This window comes from Streptomyces sp. NBC_01013 (assembly GCF_045162765.1).
GTDB lineage: Bacteria > Actinomycetota > Actinomycetes > Streptomycetales > Streptomycetaceae > Streptomyces.
Genome location: NZ_CP108687.1, coordinates 3,814,449 through 3,841,210, shown reverse-complemented (window position 1 = coordinate 3,841,210; position 26,762 = coordinate 3,814,449). Strand labels below are relative to the sequence as shown.

Below are 26,762 nucleotides of genomic sequence, written 5' to 3'. Positions count from 1 at the left end.
CTGAATCACTGCTTTCCGTGGCCTCAGCGGCCGGTCTTCGGGGCCTTCCAGCGGGCGATGCCGCGGGCCACCAGATTGAGGATCATGACGAAGGCGATCAGGACCAGGGCGGCGGCCCATGCGCGGTCGTACGACGCGGCCTCGCCGATCTTGTACTGCTCGTAGATGTAGAACGGCAGTGACGACTGGGCGCCTTCGAAGGGGTTCGGGTTGATCAGCTGACTGCCGAAGACCAGCAGGATGATCGGTGCGGTCTCACCTGCGATGCGCGCGATGGCGAGCATGACGCCGGTGGCGATGCCGCCGATCGCGGTCGGCAGGACCACCTTCAGGATGGTGCGCCACTTCGGGATGCCGAGGGCGAGGGAGGCCTCGCGGAGCTCGTTCGGTACGAGCTTCAGCATCTCCTCGGTGGAACGGACCACGACCGGGATCATCAGGATCGTCAGGGCGAGGGCACCCATCAGGCCGGAGGGCTCCAGGCCCGCGATCAACATGATCGAGAGGATGAAGAGACCGGCGACGATGGACGGGATGCCGGTCATCACGTCGACGAAGAAGGTGACGGCCTTGGCCAGTGCGCCCTTGCCGTACTCCACCAGGTAGACGGCGGTGAGCAGGCCGAGCGGGGCGGAGATGAGGGTGGCGATGCCGACCTGCTCCAGCGTGCCGATCAGCGCGTGGTAGACGCCGCCGCTCGCCTCGGGTCCGAGGACGCCGGCCATCGAGTGCGTCAGGAAGTAGCCGTCCAGGCGTTCGGAGCCGCGGCTGACGGTCGTCCAGAGCAGGGAGGCCAGCGGGACGACGGCGATCAGGAAGCAGACCCAGACGAGGCTGGTGGCCAGGCGGTCCTTCGCCTGGCGCTTGTTCTCCACGACGCTGGTGGCGACGTACGAGATCGCCAGGAAGAGCAGCGCGGAGAGCAGGCCCCACTGGACGCGGCTGTGCCAGCCGGCCGCCGCGCCGATGCCGACGCCGAGGGCGATCGCCACGACGGCGAAGCCGAGCGGGGCCAGGCGGGGCAGGGTCCGGCTGCTGAGGCTGCCGGCCGGCGGGGGCGGGGTGGGCGTCGGGCGTTCCTGGACGCTCGTGGATGCGTGGCTCATGCGTTGGCCCCCGAGTACTCCTTGCGGCGGGCGATGATGAGCCGCGCGGCGCCGTTGACCAGCAGGGTGAGGACGAAGAGGACCAGGCCGGAGGCGATCAGGGCGTCGCGCCCGAACGCGTCGGCCTCGCCGAACTTCGCGGCGATGTTCTGGGCGAACGTCCCGCCGCCCGGGTTGAGCACGTGCAGCGAGATGAGGAAGCTCGGCGACAGGACCGTGGCGACGGCCATCGTCTCGCCGAGTGCGCGGCCCAGGCCCAGCATCGAGGCGGAGATCACGCCGGAGCGGCCGAACGGCAGCACCGAGAGGCGGATGACCTCCCAGCGGGTGGCGCCGAGCGCGAGCGCGGCCTCCTCGTTCATCCTCGGGACCTGGAGGAAGACCTCGCGGCTGACGCTGGTCACGATCGGCAGGATCATGATCGCGAGCAGGATGCCGACGGTGAAGAGCGAGCGGGCGACGCCGATCTCGGTCTTCTCGAAGATGTACGTCCAGCCGAAGAACTGGTCGAGCCAGAGGTTCAGGCCTTCGAGGTACGGCACCAGGACGAGAGCGCCCCAGATGCCGTAGACGATGCTGGGCACCGCGGCGAGCAGGTCGATGACGTACGCGATCACGCCGGCGAGCTTGCGCGGGGCGTAGTGCGAGATGAACAGGGCGATGCCGACAGCGATCGGAACCGCGATGACCATCGCGATGATCGAGCTGACGACGGTCCCGAAGAGCAGGACGGCGATGCCGAAGACGGGCGGGTCGCCGGCCGGGTTCCAGTCGAAGGTGGTGAGGAAGTTGCCCTCGTCACCGGAGATGGCGATTGCCGCGCGGTACGTGAGGAAGGCGGCTATCGACGCCATGAGCGCGAGCAGCAGGATGCCCGAGCCGCGGGAGAGGCCCAGGAAGATCTTGTCACCGACGCGGCCGGTGGACCTGGCGCGGGTGCGCCTGCCCGGCGGGGCCGGTGGAACTTCTGTCTGTGTGGTGGAAGCCATGGTCTTTCCGGTCTGTGTGGGGGAGCCGGGGCTCCCCTGGCGGCGGTGCACCGGATGGGGATGAGAGGTGGCCGGGCGGTCTGCGATCGCAGGCCGCCCGACGCCTCCGGGGCGGCGGCCGGTCCGGAGGGGTGCGCCGGACCGGGCCGCCTGTTGCGTCGTGCGGGGTGTGCGGGTTACGAGAGGCCGGCGACCGTCTCGCGGACCTTGGCGTTGATCGCCTCGGGGATCGGGGCGTAGCCGGCCTCGGTGAGCAGCTTCTGGCCGTCGGCGGAGGCGGTGTAGGTCAGGAAGGACTTGACCGTGCCGAGGGTGTCGGCCTTGTTGCCGGTGTCGCAGACGACCTCGTACGTCACCAGGACCAGCGGGTACGCGCCCTCGGCCTTGGTGGTGTAGTCGAGGTCGAGCGCCAGGTCCTTGCCGGTGCCCTTGACCTTGGCGGCGGCGATGGCCTTGGAGGCGTTCTCCGAGGAGGCCTTCACCGGGGCGGCGCCACCGGTGTTGATGTCGACCGTGGTGATCTGCTGCGAGGCGGCGTAGGAGAGCTCGAAGTAACCGATCGAGCCGTCGACCTGCTTCACCTGGGTGGCGACACCGGAAGAGTTGGTCGCGCCCTGGCCACCGGGGGCCGGCCACTTCTTCTCGGCCTCGTACTTCCAGTCGTTCGGGGCCGCGGCGCCGAGGTACTTGCCGAGGTTCTGCGTGGTGCCGGAGTCCTCGGAGCGGTGGAAGGGCTGGATCGCCTTGTCCGGGAGCTTGGCGCCCGGGTTGAGCTTGGCGATCGCCGGGTCGTTCCACTTCTTGATCTTCGTGTCGAAGATCTTGGCGAGGGTGGGGGCGTCCAGGGTGAGGCTGTCGACACCCTCGAGGTGGAAGCCGACCGCGATCGGGCCGCCGACCATCGGCAGGTTGATGCCCTGGCCGGTCTTGCAGGTCTTCTTCGAGTCGGCGACCTCTTCGGGCTTCAGCGCCGAGTCGGAGCCGGCGAAGCCGACGGTGCCCTGGTTGAAGGCGACGATGCCCTCGCCGGACGAGGAGGAGTTGTAGTTGATCTCCACGCCGGAGCAGGCGGCCATGTACTCCTTGACCCAGAGGTCCATGGCGTTCTTCTGAGCGCTGGACCCGGAGGCGCGCAGCTGGCCCTTGGCGCCGTCGCACTTGACGTTCGACGCGGCCTTCGTCGCAGCGCCGTTCCCGCCGGTGTCGCTGCCGCTGTTGTTGTCCGAACCGCACGCCGTGAGGACCAGGGCGCCGGAGACGGCGAGGGCACCGAGCGCGGTGGCACGAAGCCGGTTCTTGCGCTGAAGCTTCACTTTCGGGTGTTCCTTCCAGGAGCCGCCGTGGTGGGTTTCGGTCTACGACGGCGTGCGAGGTGATGGGTGGAGCGGAAGTTCTGTCCGGTGCGGTGAGTGCCTCGCACCGTGCACTGCCGAAATTAGGCAGAACAGGTGAAGCGGTCTGCGGGGGTGAGTGAACGGGAGGTGAACCGTGTCGGGCGGCCTGGTTCCGGTCCGGAGGGGCGTGTGGCGGCGCGGGCACGAGGAAAGGCGGGGGCACGAGGGAAGGCGGCGCGGGCACCTGCGGGAAGGGGGGCGGCGGGTGCGCGGGCAGGCGGCGCGGGCACCGGTGAAGGCGGCGCGGCCCCGGGCGGAGGTTCGGATGCCCGTCCCCGGAACGCCGGAGGGGGAGAGGGCGGGAGGGGAGAAGGTTTCCCGGCTACGGGCAGGCCCTCCCGTGATCCCCGGCGGGCACCAGGGATCACGGGACGGCCCTTACGCGTGCGGCAGGGTCCGCAGGGCCGCGTCCAGCAGCTCGCGGTCGCGGGGCTGGGTCAGGCGGGCACGGGCGGCCGCCGGGCGGAGCCACAGCACGCCGTCCACCTCGCTGTTCGGAACGAAGGCGCCCGCCGTGGCCTCGGCGGACCAGTACGTGACCTCTTTCGGCCGGCCGTTCGCGACGTACCGGACCATGGGCAGCACGGCACCCGGCACGCAGTGGTGCCCCGTCTCCTCCAGGACCTCGCGCAGCGCCGCGTCCCGCGGGGACTCGCCGCGCTTCAGCTTCCCTTTCGGGAACGACCAGTCGTCATAACGAGGCCTGTGCACGAGACAGAGCTCCACGCCCCCGCCGGCCGGGGCGGGCGGGCGGCGCCACAGCACGCAGCCCGCCGCCCGCACCGTGCCGCCCACCGCCCGGGTCATGACCGGATCGCCGCCGTCGTCGCGTACGGCCAGCACTCCCGGAAGACCGACCGGGCCGCCTCCACCTCATGGCGCTGGTCGGCGTGGAGCACCCCCAGCGCGTACGCGGTCGTCGGCGCGATGCGCGGGGTACGGGCGGCCGCGGAGGCCGCCGCCGCTGCCTCCGCCGCGTCCCGGTGCAGATCGAGCGCGTGCCTTGGGCCGGCCAGGACCGGATCGGGGGCGCCCCGGACCACCTCGTGGGCGTACCGGTGCAGGCGCAGCAGCAGCCGGGTCTGGTGCCAGGGCGCGTCGTGCGCCTCGTTGTACGGCTCGGCCGCCTCGTCCGAGGGGAGCGCCGCGACGGCGCCGAGCAGCCGTTGCTCCGCCCGGTCGGCCGGCTCGCGCAACAGCTCACCCGCGGGTTCGGCGGCCGCGGCGGACAGCGGGACCTCGGAGGCGAGCAGCGCGACCGCGTCGGCCACCGCGTGGAAGCGTGAGGAGCCGAGTGCCTGGAGCGCCGCGGAGTGGGCGCGGGTCCGGGCGAGGGTCAGCTGCCGTTCCAGCAGTGCGCCGGCGCGCGCCGTGCCGACACCGAGGACGGCGCGCTCCTTGTCGACGGCGGTGGCGGTCGCGGTGCCGCCGGACTCGGCCCGGGCCGTCGGCAGCGCCGCCCCCGACAGTCCGTGCAGCGCTTCGAGGAGCCGGGACAGCCGGTCCGCGTAAGCGTGTTCGCGGGCGAGGGTGCCGGAGAGCCAGGCCAGTTCGGTGCGCAGCTGCTCGGCCCAGAGCGGGTCGAGCGCCGCCCGGAAGGTGTGCAGGGTGCCGCTGATGCGGCGGGACGAGCGGCGCAGTGCCCCGGTGGCCTGTTCGGCTGCCTGGGGCCCGGCGTCGCTGGGGGCACTGTTCTCGCGGTGCAGACGCAGGCTGCGCAGGAAGTCCGCGGCCTGTGCCCGCAGATACGGTGCGAGCACCGCCCCCGCGGTCACGTCTGCCTGTGTCTGGTGGTCAGGGCGTCGCACGCCGGCGCCTCCGGGCATCGATGAGCATTTCCTGTACGTGCCGCAGCGGCCGGCCCTCCGTGTCCGTGGCGTGCCGGGTCCAGTTCCCGTCGGGGCCCAGGTGCCAGGAGGAGGTGGTGTCGGCCATGCCGGTCTCCAGGAGCCGGCTGAGCGCGGCCCGGTGCGCGGGGTCGGTGACCCGGACCAGGGCCTCGATACGGCGGTCGAGGTTGCGGTGCATCATGTCGGCGCTGCCGAACCAGACTTCGGGCTCGCCGCCGTTGCCGAACGAGAAGACCCGCGAGTGTTCGAGGAAGCGGCCCAGGATCGAACGGACCCGGACGTTCTCGGAGAGTCCGGTGACGCCGGGGCGGATCGCGCAGATGCCGCGGACCCAGATGTCGACGGGAACGCCCGCCTGAGCGGCCCGGTAACACGCGTCGATGATCGCTTCGTCGACCATCGAGTTGACCTTGATGCGTACGTAGGCGGGCCGGCCGGCCCGCTGGTGCGCGATCTCCTTGTTGATCCGGACGATCAGCCCGTCGCGCAGCGACTTCGGGGCGACGAGGAGGCGGCGGTAGGTCTCGCGGCGCGAGTAGCCGGAGAGCCGGTTGAAGAGGTCGGAGAGGTCCGCGCCGACCTGCGGATCGGCGGTGAGCAGGCCGAGGTCCTCGTACAGCCGGGCCGTCTTGGGGTGGTAGTTGCCCGTGCCGACGTGCGAGTAGCGGCGCAGCGTGTCGCCCTCCTGGCGGACGACGAGCGAGAGCTTGCAGTGCGTCTTCAGGCCGACCAGCCCGTAGACGACGTGGCAGCCCGCCTCCTCCAGCTTGCGCGCCCACTTGATGTTGGCCTGCTCGTCGAAACGGGCCTTGATCTCCACGAGTACGAGGACCTGCTTGCCGGACTCGGCGGCGTCGATCAGGGCGTCCACTATCGGGGAGTCGCCCGAGGTCCGGTAGAGCGTCTGCTTGATCGCGAGGACGTCGGGGTCGCCGGCCGCCTGTTCCAGGAAAGCCTGGACGGAGGTGGAGAAGGAGTCGTACGGGTGGTGCAGCAGCACGTCGCGTTCGCGCAGGGCGGCGAAGATGTCGGGCGCGGAGGCGGATTCCACCTCGGCGAGGTCGCGGTGCGTGCCGGCGATGAACGTGGGGAACTTCAGCTCGGGCCGGTCCAGCGACGCTATGCCGAACAGTCCGGTGAGGTCGAGCGGCCCGGGCAGCGGGTAGACCTCGGCGTCGGACACCTTCAGCTCGCGGACCAGCAGGTCCAGCACGTACGGGTCGATGGACTCCTCGACCTCCAGGCGGACCGGCGGGCCGAAACGGCGCCGCATGAGCTCCTTCTCCAAGGCCTGGAGGAGGTTCTCCGCGTCGTCCTCCTCGACCTCCAGGTCCTCGTTCCTGGTGACCCGGAACATGTGGTGCGCGAGGACCTCCATGCCGGGGAAGAGCTCTTCGAGGTGGGCGGCGATGACGTCCTCGATGGGGACGTAGCGCTGCGGCGAGGCCTCCAGGAAGCGGGTCAGCAGCGGCGGCACCTTGACCCGGGCGAAGTGGCGGTGGCCGCTGACGGGGTTGCGTACGACGACGGCGAGGTTGAGCGAGAGGCCGGAGATGTACGGGAAGGGGTGCGCCGGGTCGACGGCGAGGGGGGTCAGCACGGGGAAGACGCGCTGGCGGAAGAAGGTGAACAGGCGCGCCTGTTCCTTCTCGGTCAGCTCCGGCCAGCGGATCAGCTGGATGCCCTCGTCGGACAGGGCGGGGGCGACGTCCTGCTGGTAGCAGGCCGCGTGCCGGGCCATGAGCTCGCGCGAGCGGGTCCAGATCAGGTCGAGGACCTCGCGGGGCTGGAGGCCGGAGGCGGACCGGGTGGCGACACCGGTCGCGATGCGGCGCTTGAGACCGGCCACCCGGACCATGAAGAACTCGTCCAGGTTCGAGGCGAAGATGGCGAGGAAATTAGCCCGTTCGAGGAGGGGCGTCGCCGGGTCCTCGGCCAGTTCCAGAACACGTTCGTTGAACGCGAGCCAACTGCGTTCCCGGTCGAGGAACCGGCCCTGCGGCAGCTCGTCCCCGTCGACGTCGGGCTCGTACGCGTCGGCGTCGGCGTCGATCTCGGGATCCAGGTCGGCCGCGGTGGACAGGGCGGCGGACGAGGACGACGGGGTGGCGACGGCGTGCGGCCGGTGCGCGGCGAGGGAGCCGACGGACGGCTGGGCGGCGGGCTGGACCGGGACCTCGGAGCTGGGCTGCTGGCTCATGGGCCCATTCTTCCGCGCGGAGTGCTCCGGGGGCGCGTCGGAGGGGGATGAGATCGCGGAGATCGCGTGGTCGGCGCGCTCTCCGCCGGGAATTCTCCCGTTGCGGGGGGTCGGCACAGCTGGCTGCATTGTGTGAGGGTCGCAAGACCGTCTGAATGGCCGGTAACGGCGACATGACATGCAGGAAGCGGTGTGGCCGTGCCCGGGGGTGGCGGGCCCCGGGCACGGCCCTGTGCGGTCCTCCGGTCAGGCGTGGCGGCGCCGCAGGACGCGGAAGGCGAGGGCGACCGCGGCGGCGGTGAGGACGAGCAGGATGCCGGTCTCGACCAGCTGGAGCGGCCAGAAGTGCGAGGCGGGGTGGTAGTCGGCGAAGTCGGTGACTCCGCCCCGGTCGCGCAGGCAGCTCGCGGGGTCCTCGGGATGGGTGGGGACCGCGTCCCAGCAGTCCTTCCAGTAGAGCTCCTTCCCGGACGGGGTGAGCATGCCCGACTCGATGTGCCAGGCGTCCTGGGGCGGGGTGTCCCTGCCGAGGAAACGGGCGGTCGGCCAGAGCTCGTAGCGGCGTTTGCCGAACGCCAGCATGACCGAGCCCAGGAAGAGGGCCGTGAGGCTCATCGCCAGGAGGGTGCGGCGTACGAGGACGGCGAACAGGGCGCCGACGGCGATGGCCAGCAGGGGGTAGGCGACGGCGCTCGTGCCGAGGGCGGGGTTGATCCCGCTCTCGTACCAGCCGAGTCCGCTGGCGTACGGATTGTCCCGCAGCCCCGACCAGCCCCACCGGTAGACCGGGACCAGAACGGTCACGCCGGCGGTCACCAGGACCGCGGGCAGTGCGAGCCGGGCCGCCAGCCACCGGGCGGGCGACACCGACTGGGCCCAGACGAACCGGTACGTGCCGTTCTCCAGCTCGCGGGCGATCAGCGGACCCGCGACGAAGACGCCGGCGAGTACGGCGAGCAGCAGGACGGCGGTGCCGCCGTCCGCAAGATAGGTCTCGGCGGCGGTGCGGGCGTAGGTGGGCAGGTAGGTGCTGTCGCCGCAGCGGGTGGTGTCGCCGTCGGCACAGCGTTCGGGCGAGGACGCCACCCATATCCGGAGCCCCACCACGATGGCGATGCCGAGGCCCAGGAGTGCGCAGGCCGCCCACAGGGAACGGCGGTGCTGGTGGAGCAGAACCCTTACGGGGCCCCGCAGTTCGGCTGGTGCGGTACGGGCACGGGCGCGCAGACCGGTGGTGCTCATCAGGCCACCGCCTTGCTGCCGGCCTCGGCACTCGGTGTCAGCAGGTCGGGGGCCCCGGGCGAGCGCAGATGCGCCAGCAGCAGCTCCTCCAGTGAGGGCTCCGTCGTCTCCCAGCCGTCGGCGGTCGCCGGGCCCTCGTCCCGGACGAGCGCGGTCAGCTGCCGTCCCGTGGTGCGGGACTCGACCACGGTGTGCGGAGCGAGGTCGCGTACGGGACCGGTGAGCAGGGTGTGTGCGGCGAGCAGGTCGTCGGTCTCGCCGCCGAGACGGATGCGGCCGCCGTCGAGGAGCAGGAGGTAGTCGCAGGCGCCCTCCAACTCGGTGAGGACGTGGGAGGACATCAGGATGGTGGTCCCGTGTTCGGCGGCCTCGGCCATCAGGGCGCCCATCAGCTGATGACGGGCCAGCGGATCGAGGTCGGCCATCGGCTCGTCCAGCAGCAGCAGTTCCGGCCGTTTGCCGAGGCCGAGGGCCAGGGCGAGCCGAGTGCGCTGTCCACCGGACAGGGCGCGGACCTTCGCGCCCTGGGGGAGCGTCTCGGTGATGCGTTCGGCGGTGTCCTGGTCCCAGGTGGTGGGGTTCAGCTGGGCACCCGCCCAGAGCGTCTCGGCGACCGTCAGCTGCAGATACAGCGGCTTGTCCTGGGCCACGAAGGCCATCCGGGAGCGGGCCGTGCCCGGGGCCGCTCCGAGGACGGTGAGCGTGCCCTGCGTGGGACGCAGGAAGCCGGCCGCGATGGCGAGCAGGGTGGACTTCCCGGCGCCGTTGGAGCCCACCAGGGCGCAGACACGTCCGGCGGGCAGCCGGAACGAGCAGTCGCGCAGCGCCCACCCGATATCTCTTCGCCGGTATCGCATACCGAGGCCGACCGCCTCGATCACTGCACCTGTCATCAGTTCTTCTCCCCTGGGAATGCGCGGTCGAGTGCGGCGGTGAAGAGGGCGCTCACGTCGTCCCTTTCGAGCCCCGCCGCGCGGGCCCGGATCGCCCAGTCGGCCAGCTCGGCGCGCAGCGGGCCGTCGTCGGCGGCGGCCCCGCCGCCGAGCGTCCGGGTGACGAAGGTGCCGAGGCCGCGCCGGGCCTCGACGAGGCCCTCGCGCTCCAGCTCGCGGTAGGCCTTCAGGACGGTGTTCGGGTTGATGGCGGTTGCCTCCACGACCTCGCGGGCCGTGGGAAGCCGGTCGCCCGGCTCCAGCAGTCCCAGCCGCATCGCCTGTTTGGTCTGCTGGACGATCTGGAGGTACGTGGCGACGCCGCTGCGTCGGTCGATGCGGAACTCGACCGCTGCGGACTGTGCCATGCTTCCCCCTTTCACTAATTGAGTAGTGAAAGGGTGGCAAAAAACAGGGGCGGCGTCAAACGACGCCGCCCCGGGGGGTGTTGAGGGAGGCTCAGGACTCCGTGCGGTACATCAGATCGACCTCATGGGTGGTGAAGCCCATTCGCTCGTACACGGAGACGGCAGCGGTGTTGTCCGCGTCGACGTAGAGCATCGCGGTCGGCAGCCCCTCGCCCGCGAGGTGGCGCAGCCCGATCGCGGTGAGCGCCTTGCCGAGTCCGCCGCCCTGGGCGTCGGGCCGGATGCCGACCACGTACACCTCGCCGAGCTGCTCCTCGGCGTGCACCTTCGTCCAGTGGAAGCCGATCAGCTCGGTGCCCCCGCCCTCGGTCTCGCGCTCGGCGAGGAAGAACCCCTTCGGGTCGAACCAGGGCTCGGCCTTGCGGTCGTCGAGGTCGCGCTGCGCGAGGGAACCCTGCTCGGGGTGGTGGGCGAACGCGGCGCTGTTCACGGCCAGCCATGCCGCGTCGTCCTCGCCCGGCACGAAGGTGCGGACGGTGACGCCGGGCGGCAGTACCGGCTCCGCGATGTTCAGCGGGCTCAACGGGCGCCGCAGCTGGCGCAGTTCGCGGAAGAGTGAGAGGCCGAGCACCTGCGCGAGATGCCGCGCCGCGGACTTCCCGCCGTGGGCCCAGACCCGCAGCCGCTTGCCGGTCGCGGCGAGCAGCGCCGCCCCGAGGGCCCGCCCGTGCCCGTGCCCTCGGTGCGAGGGGTGCACGACCAGCTCGGCGGCCGGTGCCTCGACGGGGTCGGTGTCCTCCAGCTGCGCATACCCGACCAGCGTGCCGCCCGCCGTCAGCAGGAAATGCCGCACGCCCTCCCGGTGCCCGCCCCGCAACTGCAGCCGCCCCTGCTCGGACACGGCTTGCCGGCCGTCGGACCGCGCGGCCTCGGCGAGGAGCTCCGCGACGGCTTCGGCCTGCTCGGGGAAGAGGGTGTCCAGCGTCTGGATCTCGCGTCCGGGGGCGGGGAGGGGTACGTCAGTCGTCATGTGTACGAGCGTACGGCGGGGGCGGGTGTTCTGTGCCTTGCCTCTGTCGGCGCGCGGGGGTCTGTTGGCCGGGGTTGTGTCCTCAATCGCCGGACGGGCCGGTGCGTCTGCGGGGCGTTGCGCCGGAGTTTGGCTGCGCCCCGGTCCGGGGTGGGGGGTTCCGTCCTCAATCGCCGGACGGGCTTGGTGGGGTGCGGGTGCCCCGTAGGGGCGCTTTGGCCCGGTGGTGGGGGTCCGTGGCCCCTCCGGGGCGTCTCCTCAGACGACGAACGTTCCGCGGGTACGCAGCGGACCCGGGTCGATGTTCGTCGTCCTGCGGGGACTCCCCTGCACGGCCCCGGACCGGCCGCCCTGCGTCTGCGACAGTCGTACGGCCGGTGTGCACACGCGAGTGATGCAGGGTGGGGCCGTGCAGGGCAGTCCCCGCAGAAAATGGCGTACGACCCGGGTCCCCCGCGTGACCGGGTGCACACGCCATTTTTGAGGAGTCTGCCCGGAGGGGCACCACCCCCACCCACCCGACGTGGCGCACCCCGCGGAGCAACCCGCACCACTCAAGCCCGTCCGGCGATTGAGGACGGAACCCCGGGCCCCGGACGGGGCGCACCCCGCAGGGCACCCGGACCCCGGACCCCGGACCCCGGCGCACCCCGCAGGGAACCCGCACTCAAGCCCGTCCGGCGATTGAGGACGGACCCCCGCGCCCGGACAGCGGCGCACCCCGCCCCGATATGGGTGAATGGCCCCGTTCCGCTCGGGCGGCAACCTATTCGTAACCCCAAACATCTGTCGCGCTACGCGCGTTGACTCTAGGCTGCGGCAGCAGTCTCCAGACTTGTCACCACCCTCACACCACCCGCTGAACTCACAAGGGGTCCGATGTCAGCGACACCTCAGAAGAACCGCGCGTCCCGGCGGGTGCTCGCCGCCGCAGCCGGTCTGGCCACCGTCGGTGCGCTGGTCGCCGCCATGCCGGCCGGCGCGCACGGGCACGGCCACCACACGCCGGCCCGGACCGTCGACGTGCAACTGCTGTCCTTCAACGACCTGCACGGCAACCTTGAGCCGCCGGCCGGCTCGGCCGGCTCGGTCACCGAGACGCAGGCCGACGGCACGACGAAGGCCGTTCCGGCCGGTGGCGTGGAGTACCTCGCCTCCTCGCTGCGTGCCGCGCGCAAGGGCCACCCGTACTCGATCACCGCCGCGGGCGGCGACATGGTCGGGGCGAGCCCGCTGCTGTCGGGGCTCTTCCACGACGAGCCGACCATCGAGGCGCTCAACAAGATCGACCTCGATGTGACGACCGTCGGCAACCACGAGTTCGACGAGGGCGCCACCGAGCTGGCCCGCCTCCAGAACGGCGGCTGCCACCCGGTCGAGGGGTGTTACGAGCAGGGCAAGAAGTTCGAGGGCGCCGACTTCCCCTACCTCGCCGCCAATGTGACGGACGAGAAGACCGGCAAGCCGATCCTCAAGCCGTACACGGTGTGGAAGAAGAACGGCGTCAAGATCGGCTTCATCGGGGTGACCCTGGAGGGCACGCCGAACATCGTGACGGCCAACGGCGTCAAGGGCCTGAAGTTCCACGACGAGATCGAGACGGTCAACAAGTACGCCAAGGAGCTGGACCGGCAGGGCGTGAAGTCCATCGTCGCGCTGATCCACGAGGGCGGCGCACCGGCCTCGTCCTCGTACAACTACGACTGCGACAGCCCGGCTGCCGGTGACGGCATCTCCGGTCCGATCACCGACATCGCCAAGGGCATCTCGCCGAAGGTCGACGCGCTGGTCACGGGTCACACCCACCAGGCGTACGTCTGCACGATCCCGGACCCGGCGGGCAACCCGCGCCTGGTCACGTCGGCCTCGTCGTTCGGCAAGCTGTACACGGACACGACGCTCACGTACGACCGTCGCACCCAGGACATCGTGCGCACCGCGGTGAAGGGCTCGGCGAAGGAGTCCTCGAAGCACCCCGCGCCCGCGAACCCGGTCTCGGCGAACCACATCGTCACCCGGGACCAGGCCAAGGCCACCGACATGACGGACCTGATCGCCCGCTGGAACACCCTCGCGGCGCCGATCGCCAACCGGCCGCAGGGCTTCATCTCCGCCGACATCAACGGCCGCGGCTCGACGGCCCCCGAGAAGCCGCTCGGCGACCTGATCGCCGACGCGCAGCTGGAGGGCCTGGCCCCGGCGGACAAGGGCGGGGCGGTCGTCGCGTTCATGAACCCGGGCGGCATCCGTGCCGACCTGGTCTACAAGGCGACGGGCAGTGAGGGCGACGGCGTCGTGACGTACGGGGAGTCCTTCACCGTGCAGCCGTTCACCAACATGATGAACGTCGTCGACCTGACCGGTGCGCAGCTGGTGTCCGCGCTCCAGCAGCAGGTCAGCGGTTCGAACGAGGCCAGCCCGAAGATCCTCCAGGTTTCCAAGGGCCTCACCTACACGCTGGACATGACGAAGACCGGTGCGGCCCGCGTGGTCACCGACACGATCCGCCTGAACGGCGAGGCGATCGATCCGGCCAAGTCCTACCGGGTCGCGATGAACGAGTTCCTGGCGGGCGGCGGTGACGGCTTCGCGGCCCTCGGCGCGGGCACCGACAAGCTCGTCGGTCCTTCCGACCTGGACCTGTTCAACGCCTACCTGGCGGCGCACTCCACGGCCTCGGCACCGCTGGCCCCGCCGGTGGCGGACCGGATCACGGTCGTGAAGTAACTCAGCGGTAACTCCCGTACGCGGGCTGGATGGGGCGGTGGGCCGAAAGGCCACCGCCCCATTTCCGTGCGCCCGTGGCGTCCGCCGGCAAGCCGCACCTGGGCGCCTGGTTCCCCGCTCGCACCTGGGGTTGTGCGAAGTGCAGATGCGATGTGCACGGCCGATCCGCACGAACGAGTCATGACAGCTGTGACTGTCGTGCTCCGGAGCGTCGTGACACCGTCGGTGGTGCCGACAACGTCGCCTGGACAGGGAGTTGTGCGTGAATCCGGAGTACGCCGCGTATTGCGAAGCGGACCGTGTCTTCTACGACGCGCCCCACCGCTCCGCCGCCGGGCCCGGGGCCGAGGGGGCCCTCTACGGTCCCGCGCGCGGCGCCGGCCCCGACGGATGGGAGCGTTCGCGGCGGGGGGACTGGCTCTCCTTCAGCCCGCCCGGTGTACGGGTGCCGGCCCAGGGCTGGAAGATCCATGTGTCGGCCGCACTCGACAACGCGGAGTCCGTGCTCGGCCGGGTGGTGGCCTTCTGCGTGGCACGTCGGCTGCCCTTCAAGTTCATACCCGGCCCGGCCCTGCTGCGTCTGCGCAACGCGAAGTACGCGGACCGGGCGGGCAGCGGGAAGTTCATCACGGTCTATCCGCACTCCGAGGAGCGGTTCCCCGAGGTCTGCCAGGGCCTGATGGACCTCCTCGCGGGGGAGCACGGGCCGTACATCCTCAGTGACCTGCGCTGTGGTGACGGGCCGGTGCACGTACGGTACGGAGCCTTCGCGCCGCGCTTCTGCCCCGGGCCCGACGGGCGCCTCGTGCCCGCTGTCGCCGACCCTGAGGGCAGGCTCGTCCCCGACGCACGGGGTCCGGCCCTGAACATCCCCGGCTGGGTGACGCCGCCGCCCTTCCTCCTGCCGCACCTCGAAGCACGTAAGGCTGTCGGGCTGGCCGACGTGCCCTACCAGGTCGAAGGCGCGCTGCACTTCTCCAACGGGGGAGGCGTCTACGTGGGCCGGGACACCCGGACCGGTGAGCGCGTCGTGCTGAAGGAAGCGCGTCCGTACGCCGGCCTGGCGGCGGACGGGGCGGACGCGGTGGCGAGGCTGGAGCGTGAGCGGGTCGCGCTGGACCTGCTGGCGGGTCTGGAGTGCGTCCCGGACGTCCGGGACGTGATCGATGTCGGGGACCACCGCTTCCTCGTGCTCCAGCACGTGTCCGGCGCCACCCTCAACTCCGTCTTCGCCCGGCGCTTCCCCCTGTCGCACGCGGAGCCGGCACCGGAACTGATCGCCGAACACGCGGCCTGGGCCCGGAAGACGTACGCCCTCGTGGAGGATGCCGTGCGTGCCGTCCACGCACGGGGGGTCGTCATCAGCGACCTCCACATGAGCAACATCATGGTCTCCGAGGACGAGTCCCGGGTCGTGCTGCTGGACTTCGAGGCCGCGTCGAGAACGCAGGACCAGGCCCGGCAGATCGTGGCCAACCCGGCGTTCGTGGCCCCCTCCGACCGGCGCGGCGCTGACATCGACCGGTACGCGCTCGCCTGCCTGCGCCTCGCCCTGTACCTCCCGCTGACCACGCACTTCGCCATCGACCGGCGCAAGGCCGTGGGGCTGGCCCAGGAGATCACCCGCATCTTCCCGGTGACCGACGCCGAACTGCGCCCCGCCGTCGAGGAGATCCTTCGCGAGGTCACGCACGAGGACGGCGGCGCGCCAGGTCGTGGGGTCACTGCGCAGGTGTCAGGCGTACGGGCCGTGCTGCCGGACGCGCCCTCGCTCCCGGCGGCCGGGGACTGGCCGCACAGCCGTGACTCGATGGCCCGGGCGATCATCGCGTCCTGCACACCGGAGCGCGAGGACCGCTGCTTCCCCGGGGACATCGCCCAGTTCGCCTCACCGGCCGGCGGGCAGTCCTTCGGTTACGGCGCCGCCGGGGTGCTCTACGCCCTCCACGAAACCGGTGCCCCGTCCTGCCCGCAGGCGGAGCAGTGGCTGCTGGCCCGGGCCAAGGACCCCGCTCCCGGAACGCCCCTCGGCTTCTACGACGGGCTCACCGGTATCGCCTGGACCCTGGACCGGCTGGGCCACCGGGAGCAGGCCGCGGAGCTCGCCCGACTCATCGTGCGGCAGCCCCTCCAGGGCCTGACCGCCGACCTGCACAGCGGATACGCGGGTATCGCGCTCGCGCTCGACGACCTCGCCCGCAGCGCGACCGCCGCCGACGGCACCGCGCTGTCCCGCGCCGCCGACCACTGCACCGCGCTCGCCGTCCGCACGCTCACCGACGGCGCCCCCTTCCCGCGCACGGGGCTGTTGCACGGCGCGGCCGGCGTGGCGCTGCTGCTCCTGCGCAGGTACGGAACGACCGGCGATCGCCAATTCCTCGACCTGGCCGCCACGGCCCTGCGCCGCGACCTGGCCCGCTGCCGGGAAGGCGCCGACGGGGCGCTGCTGGTGGTGGAGGGCGCCCGCACGATGCCGTATCTCGGAGCGGGCAGTGCCGGCCTCGCGACGGTCATCGACGACTACCTGGAACTCCGGCCCGACGAGGAGTTCGAGAGGGCGAGAGCGTCCCTGATGCCCGCGTCCCGCTCGGCCTTCTACGTGCAGCCCGGCCTGTTCCGGGGAGTGGCCGGACTCATCCTCCACCTGGCCCGGACCCGTGCCGGTGGACAAGCCGGCCGACGACGCGTCATCCACCGGCACGCCGAACTCCTGAGCTGTCACGCGATGCCGTACGGGGGAGAACTCGCCTTCCCCGGAGAGCAGCTGATGCGGCTCTCGATGGACCTGGCGACCGGCACCGCCGGCTGCCTCCTCGCTCTCGGCAGCGCGTTCGCGGACACCGGTGCGTCGCTTCCGTTCCTGCCGCCGCTGCGGCCTGCTCCGCCGCACCCCGCGGCCCCAGAACCGGCCCCATCCGGGGTCGTCAGCAAGTGAATCCAACCGTCCCCACGAAAGGACATCATCATGGCGCTTCTCGACCTTCAGACGATGGACACCCCCGCTGAGGAGGCGTACGGCGAGGTGGCCACGGGCAGCCAGGTCAGCCTGCTCGTCTGTGAGTACAGCTCGCTGAGCGTCGTGCTCTGCACCCCGTAACGACGTGTAGTCGGTCCGGTCGGTAGGAACCCGGCCGTCCGGCGAGTACGTCACAGGCTGGTCCCGGGCGGCGTGTCCGCCCGGGACCAGCCGCACGCGCATCCGGGGTCACGGGTACGCGGCGGGTACGGCCCCACGGAAGGGAACCAGGCGTGAACCGCAGTGCCGACCGGTCGCCGACGGGCGGCACACCGGGCGACGGCCCGGCCGCTTCCCGCCCGCTGCCGCGCGAACTGGCCCGGCGCCGCCCCCTCGCTCTCACCGCGGTCCTCCTGTGCTCCGTCGGTGCGGCACTCGCCGCCGTCGCGCTGCCCGCCGTGCTCGGCCGCGCAGTCGACCGCGTCACCGCCGACGCGGCCGTGCCCTGGCCGGTGTTCGGGCTCGCCGCCGCACTCACCGCCGCCGAAGTCCTCCTGGACGCGGCCGTCGCCCTCCTCGGCGGGACCACGACCGCCGGGCTGACCGCGTGGCTGCGCGGCGCCACCGTCGACCGTCTCCTGCGGGCCGAACCCCGCCACGGGCAGGCCTTCGCTCCCGGAGACCTCACCGCCCGGCTGACCGCCAACGCCGCCGACGCCGCCACCGCACCGGTCACCGTGGCGGGCTCGGTCGCCGGCCTGCTGCTCCCCGCGGGCGGGCTCATCGGCCTCCTCCTCGTCGACCACTGGACCGCGGCCGCGCTCCTCGTCGGTGTTCCCGCACTCGTCGTACTCCTGCGGACCTTCGCCCGGCACACCGCCGACACCACCGCCGACTACCAACGCGCCCAGGCCGACCTGGCCACGCGGCTCACCGAAGCACTGGAGGGGGCCGCGACCATCCGGGCGGCACACACCGGGGCCCGTGAATACACCAGGATCCTCGAACCGCTCACCGCCCTCGACGTCCACGGCCGCCGCACCTGGCAGGTCTTCGGGCGGGCCACCGGCCACAGCGCCGTACTCCTTCCCCTGCTCACCTTCCTCGTGCTCGCCGTGGCCGGTCTGCGGCTCGCCGCCGGTGCCATCAGCGTCGGAGACCTGGTGGCCGTGTCCCGTTACACCGTGCTCGCCGTCGGCGTCGGATCGCTGACCGGCGCACTGGGCGCGCTGTCGCGCAGCCACGCCGCTGCCCGCCGGATCGACCCGCTCCTCGCCCTCCCCGCGATGCCGCACCGTTCGGACGGACTGCCACCCGGGGGGCCGGGAACGCTGGAACTGCGTGACGTGGAGGTCACCCGCGACGGCAAGCACCTGCTCCGCAAGGTGAGTCTCACGCTGCCGGGCGGGTCCTCGACGGCGGTGGTGGGCCTGTCCGGGTCGGGCAAATCCGTGCTCGCCGCCGTGGCGGGCCGTCTCACGGACCCCGACGCGGGAACCGTCACCCTGGACGGGACGTCCCTGGCGGCGGTCGAAGTCACGGCGCTCCGGCGGGACGTCACCTACGCCTTCGCACGGCCCGCCCTCCTGGGTACGACGATCCGGGACACGATCGCCTTCGGCGCGGGCCGCCCCTCCGCGGAGCAGATCCGCTCGGCGGCACGGTCCGCGTCGGCCCACGGCTTCATCAGTCTGCTGCCGCTCGGCTACGACACCCCGCTGAGCGAGGCGCCGTTGTCCGGCGGCGAGCGCCAACGACTGGGCCTCGCACGCGCGTTCGCCCACCCCGGTCGCCTCCTCGTGCTGGACGACGCGACCTCCAGCCTCGACACCGTGACCGAACGCGAGGTGCAGCGGGCCCTGGCCGACCGGGCCGGCTCCCGTACGAGGCTGATCGTCGCGCACCGGCTGTCCTCGGCCGTCGACGCCGACCAGGTCGTGTGGATCGAGAACGGCGCGGTGCGCGCGGTGGGCCCGCACAGCGAGCTGTGGGCCGACCCCTTCTACCGTGCGGTCTTCGCCGCCGTGCCGCCGGAGCAGCGCCCGCGCGGCGGCCCGGCCGACGCGGGCGACGGGGCCGGGCCCGCACACCTCGGTGAACCCGAGCAGTCTCCCCAGGAGGACAGCCGATGACGGTGGAGCCGCCCCGAGCCACTGCGCGCCGCACCGGCCGTCCCCGGCCACCGGAAGGGACGTCCGCGCGGCCCATGTCCGAGCGCGGCACGCGGGCCCGCCCTTCGCAGGCCACGGCTCTCGGCCGGGTCGTGCGCGAGGGCGGGCCGTTCCTGCGCGCCCGCGTCCAGGTCCTCCTGCGGCTGGGGGGCTGGTCGTTGCTGGAGTTCGCCCAGACGTTCCTGAGCGGCTACGGGGTGGCCCGCGCCCTGGACCAGGGATTTCTGGCCGGCCACCCGTCCACCGGGCTGCTGTGGCTGGGAGTGGCGGCCCTCGCCGTCCTGCCGACCGGAGCCGCGACGCGGAGGGTGTTCGCCCGGCTGGCCGACCTCGTGGAGCCGTTCCGCGACGGGCTGGTGCGGCGCGCGGTCGCGCGCGCCCTGACCACCGCCGTGGAGCGGCCGGCGGACACCACCGCCGGGCCCGTGTCCCAGGTCACCCATCAGAGCGAGATCGCCCGCGACAGCTGGGCAGGACTGGTTCTGACCCTGCGCTCCTTCGTGTTCACCGCGGCGGGAGCACTGGCCGGTCTCGCGGCACTGGCACCCGGGCTGCTCCTGATCGTGCTCCCGCCGCTCGTTCTCGGACTGGCACTGTTCCTGGCCACACTCGTCCCGATGGCGGCGGCTCAACGCGCCTACCTCGGCGCCGACGAGGCCTTCGCCGCGCACGCGGGACAGACCGCGTCCGCACTCCGTGACATCGCGGCGGCCGGTGCGGCGGGGCGTGTCGCCGCCGACACCCGGAAGCTCGCCGAACAGCAGGCGGAAGCCGCCCGGTCACTGGCGCGCTGGGCCGCCCTGCGGGTCCTCGCCCTGGCCGTCTGCGGCCGGGTTCCTCCGCTCCTCCTGCTGCTCGCGGCACCCTGGCTCATGCACCGGGGCCTCACCGGGGGAGCGCTGGTGGGCGCGCTGACGTATCTGACCCAGGCCCTGGCCCCGGCGGTGCACGCGCTCATGAGCATGCTGGGCACGGCCGGAGGCCGGCTCGTGGTGGTGCTCGACCGCTTCACCGACCCCGTGAAACCGCCCGGCGAGCCCGCGCCCGCTCCCGGCGTGGGAGTTGCGAGGACCGGAGCGCCGGCACCGCCCCATGCCGTCGTGGCTGCCCGGGCCGAACCGCCCGCACCGGCTGCCGCCGCCGATCCACCCACCGCACCGCCGGGGGCAGCGGCCGCCGTCCCGGCCCCGCGGACCGGGGCACCCGCGCCGCCGTGTCCGCTTCCGGCCGCCGACCTCGTCGAACTGCGCGGCGTGAGCTTCGCCTACGGCCCGTCGGCCCAGCCCGTACTGGACCACCTGGACCTCGTGATCAGGGCGGGGGACCGTCTCGCGGTGGTGGGGCCGAGCGGCAGCGGGAAGTCGACACTCGCGGCCGTTCTCGCCGGGGTCGTCGCCCCCACGCGGGGCGAGGTCCGGTGGCATGGCCGACCCACGTCCGCCGTGGACCCCAGGTGCGTGCGTACGCTCCTTCCGCAACAGGCCTACGTGTTCAGCGCGTCGCTGCGCGACAACCTGCGCTATCTGCGCCCCGACGCACCCGGGCGCGACCTCACCGCCGCCGTGGCCGCACTCGGTCTGGAGCCCCTCTGCGAACGGCTCGGTGGGCTCGACGCCCGGGTCGAGCCCACCCGGCTCACGCTGGGCGAACGCCAACTGATCGCCCTGGGGCGGGCACACGTGGGCACCGCCCCGCTGCTCGTCCTGGACGAGGCCACCAGTCATCTCGATCCGGCGGCGGAGGCACGGGCGGAGACGGCGCTCGCCGCCCGTGCCGGCACCCTGGTCGTCATCGCCCACCGCCTGTCCTCGGCCCGGCGCGCGGACCGGATTCTGGTGGTGGACGGTTCCCGGACCGTGCTCGGCACCTCGGCGGAACTACTCAGGAGTTCCGCCCTCTACCGGGATCTGACGGGTTCATGGGCCCCCGGTCCGGAATGAGGCGCCGCGCCGCGGGCCGGTCCGGCCAGGGCGTGTTTCGAAAGTCCCGCCTGCTCGGCGACGCCCGGCACGCACGCTCGCCGCGTTGTCGGGATTGCCCCGATACACCCAGTACCGGGGCGACCCTCCGCCTTGCGATCGCACGCACCGGACGCCGCCGAGCCCGCCCTCCGGGCGGACGGCGCTCCTTTCGAAACAGGCCCTAGAGCCAGCCGAGCTGACTCGACAGCCGTATGGCGTCCTGCCGGTTACGAGCCCCCGTCTTCCGGATGGCGGCGGCCAGATAATTGCGTACGGTTCCGCAGGTCAGGTGGAGGGCGCCCGCTATCGTCGTCACGGACTCGCCCTCGGCGGCGAGCGCCAGGACGCTCAGCTCGCGCGACGATAAGGGCACCTCCGCGGCCTTTAACAGGCCGAAGGCCAGGGACTCGTCGATGTGCCGCCCACCGTCGGCCACTTTGCGCATGACTTCCGCCAGGTTCTTCGGTGGTCCGTACTTGTCGATGTATCCACGGGCGCCCGCGTTGAACGCCCTTCGAAGCCCGCCTGGCCGGTCACCCCGGGCCAGGACGATCAGTGCCCCGCCGTTGTCGGCGGACCTCCGGACGGCCTCCACCTCGGTCAGCACTTCGACGGAGTCCGGACAGTCGAGATCAGTCATGAATATGTCCGGGGGCGACTGTTCCGCGGCGGCACGCACGCCGCCCTTGTCCGCCGTGCGTACGCGCAGTTCGGCGTCGGCGCTGAGTAGGCTGGCCAGGGAGGCCCGCCACAGGGGCACTGCGTGTACCAACAGAAGCGTCGTCATGAGCGGGGGCCCTCGGTTCTCGTGTCGGTGTGTGGGCACTGTGCGTGAACTGTGCCCAGTTCATCGCAGGGTGCTGCCGGACTGTTCACGAACTGGCTCATTCCCGCAATCGGCGGAAGCGACGGGGGCGTGCGAGAGCACGAGTGAAATGGCCAATGCGCCCGTACGTGCCCCTGCTCGACCGGATGCGCCGTTGCTCCTGGCGGAGCGAAGGCGGAGCGCGTGACGGGGAGGAAAGCGGGCTTGGGCCCTGAGCGTGCGGAGGCGCCCCGGACCGGCGGCGATGCCGCATCCGGAGATCGCCACGCACCCCGTGAGGGGCGGGCGGTTCGGCCTCGGCGACTCCGGCTCCCACCGCCCCATTCCCTGCGTGATGTGTACGGGTCATAATCCGGAGGCTGACCCCCACACGGCACCCGGAGGCGTCCCCGTATGAGCTCGTACACCGCGAACCGCAGACACTTCCTGGCCGGAGCGCTGGCCGTGTCCGCCACCGCCCTCGTCGGTGCGGGGCCCGCGCGGGCCGCGACCCGGCAGGCCCTCACCGTGCAGGACTGGATGAGCGGCATCGCGGACTCCACCGCGCTCCAGCGGCTCACCGTCCCGGGCTCGCACGACTCCGGTGCCCGCTACGGCGGCCCTTGGACCGAGTGCCAGAACACCACGATCACGGAGCAGCTGAACAGCGGGCTGCGCTTTCTCGACGTAAGGTGCCGGATCACCGGTGACTCGTTCGCCATCCACCACGGGGCCTCGTACCAGAACCTGATGTTCGGCGATGTGCTCGGCGCCTGTGCGGACTTCCTCGCCCAGCGGCCCACGGAGACCGTGCTGATGAGGGTCAAACAGGAGTACTCGGAGGAGAGCGACGCGGCGTTCCGCCGGATCTTCGACCTTTACCTCGACGCCAAGGGCTGGCGCCCGCTGTTCCACATCGACTCGTCACTGCCGACGCTGGGCGGGGCACGCGGCAAGGTGGTTCTGCTCGCCGACAACGGTGGTCTCCCCGGGGTGCGGTACGCCGACCCGGCACTCTTCGACATCCAGGACGACTACATGGCGGAGCCGTTCGCCAAGTACCCCAAGATCGAGGCGCAGTTCCGTAAGGCGGCCGAGCAGCCGGGCAAGCTCTTCATGAACTACGTGAGTACCGCCGCCCTGCTGCCGCCCCGCTGGAACGCGGACCGGCTCAACCCCCAGGTCCACTCCTTCCTCAACTCCTCGGGGACCGCCGGCTGGACCGGGCTCGGCATCGTCCCGCTGGACTTCCCGGCAACCCGGACGGGGCTCGTGGAGTCACTGATCAGGCACAACCCGTCGGCCTGAGCCAACACTTGGCGGCCTGGGCCACAACCCGGTGGCCCGGGCGCAGGGTTCACAGGGTCGCGAGGAACTCCCGGACGGCCTGGGCGAACCCCTTCGGGTCCTGGAGCTGGACGAAGTGATCCGTCTCCAGCGTGACGAGCGAGGTGCGGGGGCGCAGTGACGCCATCGAGGCGGCCTGCTCCGCGGGCAGGACCTGGCTGGCGCGGCCGTTGATCACCAGGGCGGGGCAGTCGCTCGCCAGCCACGGTGCCCAGTGGTCACCGTGCACCTGCCGCTCGGAGTCGAGTGTGTCCTGCGGGTGGAACGGCAGCTGCCAGCCCTCGCCCCCCGGCAGCGGCCGGAGCACGGGCCCGACCATCGGGCCCAGCGGCCCGCAGGCTTCGATCAGCTCCTCGCGTGTGGGTGCGGTGTACGGGAATCCCGCGAGGAACGCCAGCGGGCCCGGGTCCTGGTGCGGCAGGTCGACGGCTGTGTCGATGGTGACGAGGGCTGCGACCGAGGCGGGCCGGGCAGCGGCGAGGTGCAGCACGTTGATGCCACCGAGCGAGTGGCCGACAGCGACGACCGGCCCGGGGTCCAGGTGGTCGAGGAGGGCGCTCAGATCGGAGACGTAGCCCTCGCGGCTGTAGTCGTTCGCCCGGTCGGAATCGCCATGACCGCGCTGGTCGGGGGCGATGACCCGCCATTGCTGACCGAGCTCGGCGGCCAGGTCGTCGAAGGAGGCGCCCTCGGAGAGATGGCCGTGCAGGGCGAGGAGCGGGCGGCCGGTGGAGGGGCCGTGGTCCAGGTAGGAGAGCCGGCGGCCGTCGATGGTCAGTTCGCGTCGGGATGCACTGTGCTGAGTCATGGCAGTGACTGTACGCACGTGTAGATCGGCCGCACAATACGTATGTATAGATCGCTTGCCCAAGATGGGGGCCGTACGATCCCGGGCATGGGAAACCGTGAGGATCTGCTGGCCGGGGCAAGGCGCTGTCTGGAGGAGAAGGGCTATCTCCGTACCACCGTGCGCGACATCGCCACCGCCTCCCGGGTCTCGATGGCGGCGATCGGCTACCACTTCGGCTCCCGCGAGGCCCTGCTCAACCAGGCGCTGTTCGCGGCGATCGACGAGTGGGGCCAGGCGTTCGGTGCGGATGTGGGGAAGGGGAGCGGTCCGGCCGCGGAGCGGTACGCGGCCATGTGGAGTCGGGAGATCGCCTCGTACCGCACCGACCGCTGGCTCTGGATCGCCTCGGTGGAGGCCTTCGTCCACGCCCAGAGCTCCCCGGACCTGCTGGCCCTGCTGGCCGCCGGCCAGCGCGAGGGCCGCCGGGGGGTGGCCGCCCAGCTGGCCGGGGTCCCGGAGGCGGAGGTCTCGGAGGGGGATGTGCGGGGGCTCGGTTCGGTGCAGCTCGCGCTGATGAGCGGGGTGATGATCCAGTGGCTGACCGACCCGGAGCAGGCACCGGACGCAGGTGAGATCGCGGCGGGGCTGCGGGCCCTGGCGGAGCGGCTGGAGGGGGCCTGAGGGCTCTCCCGCAGGGCCGTCCCGCCAGAGGTGACGGGACCGTCCTCAGCCCCCGCTCACCCCTGCGGCGGGTCCGGCGGCGGTTGGGGGGCCCCCGGGAGGCGGATCGCGGCTTCCGTGCCGCCGCCGGGTGCCGGGCGCAGGTCGATCTCGCCACCGGCCTGCTGGACCGTACGCGCCACGATCGACAGGCCCAGTCCCGAGCCGGGGAGCTGGCGGGCGGACGGAGAGCGCCAGAAGCGTTCGAAGACGTGCGGGAGTTCGTCGGCGGGGATGCCGGGGCCGTGATCCCGGACCGTCAGCTCGCCGCGGTGCAGGTTCACCTCGACGGTGCCGCCGGGCGGGCTGAACTTCACCGCGTTGTCGAGCACGTTGACGACCGCCCGTTGCAGGGCGGCCGGTTCGGCGCGCACGTACCAGGGGGCCAGTTCTGCCGTGATGGTCAGCTCCGGGCCGCGCAGACGGGCGCGGTCCAGAGCGGTGCGGGTGATGTCGTGGAGCGCGACCACCTGGAGCGGTCCGGGGTCCGTGGCGTCCGGGCGGGCGAGTTCCTGGAGGTCGCCGATGAGGGAGGCGAGTTCCGTCATCTGTGCCTTCACCGAGGTCATCAGCGCCTTGCGGTCGTCGGGCGGGATGGCCCGGCCGGTCTCGTCGCTGCGGGCGAGGAGTTCCACGTTGGTGCGGAGCGAGGTGAGGGGGGTGCGCAGTTCGTGGCCGGCGTCGGCGATGAGCTGGGCCTGGCGGTCGCGGGACGTGGCCAGTGAGGCGGTCATCGAGTTGAAGGAGCGGGAGAGGCGCGCGATCTCGTCCTCGCCCTCGACCGGGATGCGGACCGTCAGGTCCTCGGTACGGGCGACGTGCTCGACGGCCTCGGTGAGCTCGTCGACGGGGCGCAGACCGGAGCGGGCCACCCAGAGCCCGGCGGCGCCGGCGCCGATGACGCCGATGCCGGAGACGAGGAGGAGGACCCAGGCGAGGGTGGTGAGGGGCTTGTCGACCTCGCTCAGGGGGCGGGCGACAGAGAAGGCGATCTCCAGGGGCGGCTGGCCGAGCCCCCGTTTCACCTCGGCCGATTTGGTGAAGACGCGCATCCTCACCCCGTCCGCATCGGTCGCCGTGTGCAGCGTGGTGGGCTGCTCACGATTCACCACTGCGAGATCGGACCGGGTCACCGGGAGCGCCGGCGTGTCCGGGTCGATGCAGACCGTGCCCTGGGCGTCGATGAGCTGGACGGTGAGGCCGGAGTCGGTGCGGGGCAGTTGCTGGCCGGTTCCCAGGCAGTATGCGTACAAGGAGCTCAGATAGCGCTCGTCGGCCGTGGTGCTGCGCAGCGTCGTGTCCAGCTGATGCTCCAGCTGCGCCCGCGTCACGAACCAGCACGAGGCGGCCGCCGCCGCCACCGCCACCGCCACCGCGGTCGCGACCAGCAGTGCCAGCCGGGAGCGCAGCGGCAGGGCGCGGATCCGCTGGAGCGGGCCCCTCACCCCTCGCCCCCGCCCGAGCGCAGCGCGTACCCCACACCCCGGACCGTGTGGACCAGGCGCGGTTCGCCGCCCGCCTCGGTCTTGCGGCGCAGGTACATCACGTACACGTCCAGGGAGTTGGAGCTCGGTTCGAAGTCGAAGCCCCAGACCGCCTTGAGGATCTGTTCACGGGTCAGCACCTGCCGCGGGTGCGCCAGGAACATCTCCAGCAGGGTGAATTCCGTACGGGTCAGTTCCACGTGGCGGGTGCCGCGCATGACTTCGCGCGTCGCCAGGTCCATGCGCAGGTCGGCGAAGGCCAGGACGTTGTCGTCGGGAAGCGGGCCGCCCGCCGCGACCGCGTACGAGCTGCGGCGCAGCAGGGCCCGGATGCGGGCGAAGAGCTCGTCCAGTTCGAAGGGCTTGACCAGGTAGTCGTCGGCGCCCGCGTCGAGCCCGGTGACGCGGTCGCCGACGGTGTCGCGGGCGGTGAGCATCAGGATGGGGGTGGTGGTGCCCGTGGCCCGGATGCGGCGGGCGGCGGTCAGCCCGTCCATCCGGGGCATCTGGATGTCGAGGACGATGAGGTCGGGGGCGTAGGACTCCGCCTTCGTGAGGGCGTCGAGACCGTCGACGGCGACCTCGGTGCCGTACCCCTCGAACGCGAGGCTGCGCTGCAGGGCCTCGCGCACGGCGGGCTCGTCGTCGACGACCAGGATGCGCTGCGGATCGTCTTCGGCGGGGCTCATC

At 72.0% G+C, this 26,762-nt stretch carries 21 protein-coding genes; 7 read left to right on the top strand and 14 right to left on the bottom strand.

Annotated features, from left to right (window positions below):
* Nucleotides 1-23 precede the first annotated feature (23 nt).
* The 10 genes from pstA to mshD form a co-directional block, all read right to left on the bottom strand.
* Nucleotides 24-1,106 carry a phosphate ABC transporter permease PstA gene (gene pstA / locus OG538_RS16565; protein ID WP_406094358.1) on the bottom strand — a complete coding sequence of 361 codons (1,083 nt, stop codon included), beginning with the start codon at nucleotides 1,104-1,106 and terminating at the stop codon, nucleotides 24-26.
* Entirely contained in the window at nucleotides 1,103-2,095 is a 993-nt protein-coding gene (pstC, locus tag OG538_RS16560) for a phosphate ABC transporter permease subunit PstC (RefSeq protein WP_406094357.1), read from the bottom strand. Before pstC ends, pstA begins: the two co-directional genes overlap by 4 nt.
* Before the next feature lie 176 nt (nucleotides 2,096-2,271).
* Nucleotides 2,272-3,408, bottom strand: a complete 1,137-nt coding sequence (gene pstS, locus OG538_RS16555; protein WP_406094355.1) for a phosphate ABC transporter substrate-binding protein PstS — start codon at nucleotides 3,406-3,408, stop codon at nucleotides 2,272-2,274.
* A 459-nt stretch (nucleotides 3,409-3,867) separates the two neighbouring features.
* Nucleotides 3,868-4,296: an NUDIX hydrolase gene (locus tag OG538_RS16550; RefSeq protein WP_406094353.1), complete on the bottom strand. Its 429-nt coding sequence runs from the start codon at nucleotides 4,294-4,296 to the stop codon at nucleotides 3,868-3,870.
* The gene (locus OG538_RS16545; protein ID WP_406094351.1) at nucleotides 4,293-5,315 is read right to left on the bottom strand and encodes a CHAD domain-containing protein; all 1,023 of its coding nucleotides are present in this window, start codon (nucleotides 5,313-5,315) and stop codon (nucleotides 4,293-4,295) included. Before OG538_RS16545 ends, OG538_RS16550 begins: the two co-directional genes overlap by 4 nt.
* A complete protein-coding gene (locus OG538_RS16540; protein ID WP_406094349.1) occupies nucleotides 5,284-7,539 on the bottom strand; it encodes an RNA degradosome polyphosphate kinase in 2,256 nt (751 codons plus the stop codon). Before OG538_RS16540 ends, OG538_RS16545 begins: the two co-directional genes overlap by 32 nt.
* Before the next feature lie 246 nt (nucleotides 7,540-7,785).
* Nucleotides 7,786-8,781, bottom strand: a complete 996-nt coding sequence (locus tag OG538_RS16535) for an ABC transporter permease (RefSeq protein WP_406094347.1) — start codon at nucleotides 8,779-8,781, stop codon at nucleotides 7,786-7,788.
* Entirely contained in the window at nucleotides 8,781-9,674 is an 894-nt protein-coding gene (locus OG538_RS16530; protein ID WP_406094345.1) for an ABC transporter ATP-binding protein, read from the bottom strand. Before OG538_RS16530 ends, OG538_RS16535 begins: the two co-directional genes overlap by 1 nt.
* Nucleotides 9,674-10,081: a GntR family transcriptional regulator gene (locus OG538_RS16525; protein ID WP_406094343.1), complete on the bottom strand. Its 408-nt coding sequence runs from the start codon at nucleotides 10,079-10,081 to the stop codon at nucleotides 9,674-9,676. The genes OG538_RS16530 and OG538_RS16525 overlap by 1 nt, the downstream gene beginning before the upstream one ends.
* A gap of 91 nt (nucleotides 10,082-10,172) precedes the next feature.
* Nucleotides 10,173-11,111: a mycothiol synthase gene (gene mshD, locus OG538_RS16520; RefSeq protein ID WP_406094341.1), complete on the bottom strand. Its 939-nt coding sequence runs from the start codon at nucleotides 11,109-11,111 to the stop codon at nucleotides 10,173-10,175.
* 879 nt (nucleotides 11,112-11,990) lie between these two features.
* On the opposite strand from mshD, the gene OG538_RS16515 reads away from it, so the two are divergent.
* The 5 genes from OG538_RS16515 to OG538_RS16495 all read left to right on the top strand — a co-directional run bounded on the left by OG538_RS16515 (nucleotide 11,991) and on the right by OG538_RS16495 (nucleotide 20,905).
* Complete coding sequence (locus OG538_RS16515; protein WP_406094339.1) at nucleotides 11,991-13,838, top strand: bifunctional metallophosphatase/5'-nucleotidase; 1,848 nt, start codon at nucleotides 11,991-11,993, stop codon at nucleotides 13,836-13,838.
* Nucleotides 13,839-14,100: 262 nt separating this feature from the next.
* Nucleotides 14,101-16,773 (top strand): class III lanthionine synthetase LanKC, encoded by a 2,673-nt coding sequence (gene lanKC / locus OG538_RS16510; protein WP_406094337.1) that lies wholly within the window; start codon nucleotides 14,101-14,103, stop codon nucleotides 16,771-16,773.
* Nucleotides 16,774-16,803: 30 nt separating this feature from the next.
* A complete protein-coding gene (locus OG538_RS16505) occupies nucleotides 16,804-16,935 on the top strand; it encodes a SapB/AmfS family lanthipeptide (protein ID WP_406094335.1) in 132 nt (43 codons plus the stop codon).
* 152 nt (nucleotides 16,936-17,087) lie between these two features.
* Nucleotides 17,088-18,926, top strand: coding sequence for an ABC transporter ATP-binding protein (locus tag OG538_RS16500; protein WP_406094333.1), 1,839 nt, complete (start codon nucleotides 17,088-17,090; stop codon nucleotides 18,924-18,926).
* Between the two features lie 74 nt (nucleotides 18,927-19,000).
* A complete protein-coding gene (locus OG538_RS16495) occupies nucleotides 19,001-20,905 on the top strand; it encodes an ATP-binding cassette domain-containing protein (protein WP_406094331.1) in 1,905 nt (634 codons plus the stop codon).
* 202 nt (nucleotides 20,906-21,107) lie between these two features.
* Here OG538_RS16495 and OG538_RS16490 read toward each other — a convergent pair whose 3' ends face one another.
* Nucleotides 21,108-21,713, bottom strand: a complete 606-nt coding sequence (locus tag OG538_RS16490) for a LuxR C-terminal-related transcriptional regulator (RefSeq protein ID WP_406094329.1) — start codon at nucleotides 21,711-21,713, stop codon at nucleotides 21,108-21,110.
* A 432-nt stretch (nucleotides 21,714-22,145) separates the two neighbouring features.
* On the opposite strand from OG538_RS16490, the gene OG538_RS16485 reads away from it, so the two are divergent.
* Complete coding sequence (locus OG538_RS16485; protein ID WP_406094328.1) at nucleotides 22,146-23,039, top strand: phosphatidylinositol-specific phospholipase C; 894 nt, start codon at nucleotides 22,146-22,148, stop codon at nucleotides 23,037-23,039.
* A gap of 49 nt (nucleotides 23,040-23,088) precedes the next feature.
* On the opposite strand, the gene OG538_RS16480 is transcribed toward OG538_RS16485, so the two are convergent.
* On the bottom strand, nucleotides 23,089-23,886 hold the full coding sequence (locus OG538_RS16480) for an alpha/beta fold hydrolase (RefSeq protein WP_406094326.1): 798 nt from the start codon (nucleotides 23,884-23,886) through the stop codon (nucleotides 23,089-23,091).
* A gap of 87 nt (nucleotides 23,887-23,973) precedes the next feature.
* On the opposite strand from OG538_RS16480, the gene OG538_RS16475 reads away from it, so the two are divergent.
* A complete protein-coding gene (locus OG538_RS16475) occupies nucleotides 23,974-24,549 on the top strand; it encodes a TetR/AcrR family transcriptional regulator (protein WP_406094324.1) in 576 nt (191 codons plus the stop codon).
* Nucleotides 24,550-24,605: 56 nt separating this feature from the next.
* On the opposite strand, the gene OG538_RS16470 is transcribed toward OG538_RS16475, so the two are convergent.
* Together OG538_RS16470 and OG538_RS16465 are read right to left on the bottom strand one after the other, a co-directional pair.
* Complete coding sequence (locus OG538_RS16470) at nucleotides 24,606-26,033, bottom strand: sensor histidine kinase (RefSeq protein WP_406094322.1); 1,428 nt, start codon at nucleotides 26,031-26,033, stop codon at nucleotides 24,606-24,608.
* Nucleotides 26,030-26,761 (bottom strand): response regulator transcription factor, encoded by a 732-nt coding sequence (locus tag OG538_RS16465; RefSeq protein ID WP_406094320.1) that lies wholly within the window; start codon nucleotides 26,759-26,761, stop codon nucleotides 26,030-26,032. The genes OG538_RS16470 and OG538_RS16465 overlap by 4 nt, the downstream gene beginning before the upstream one ends.
* Between the last annotated feature and the right edge of the window lies 1 nt (nucleotide 26,762).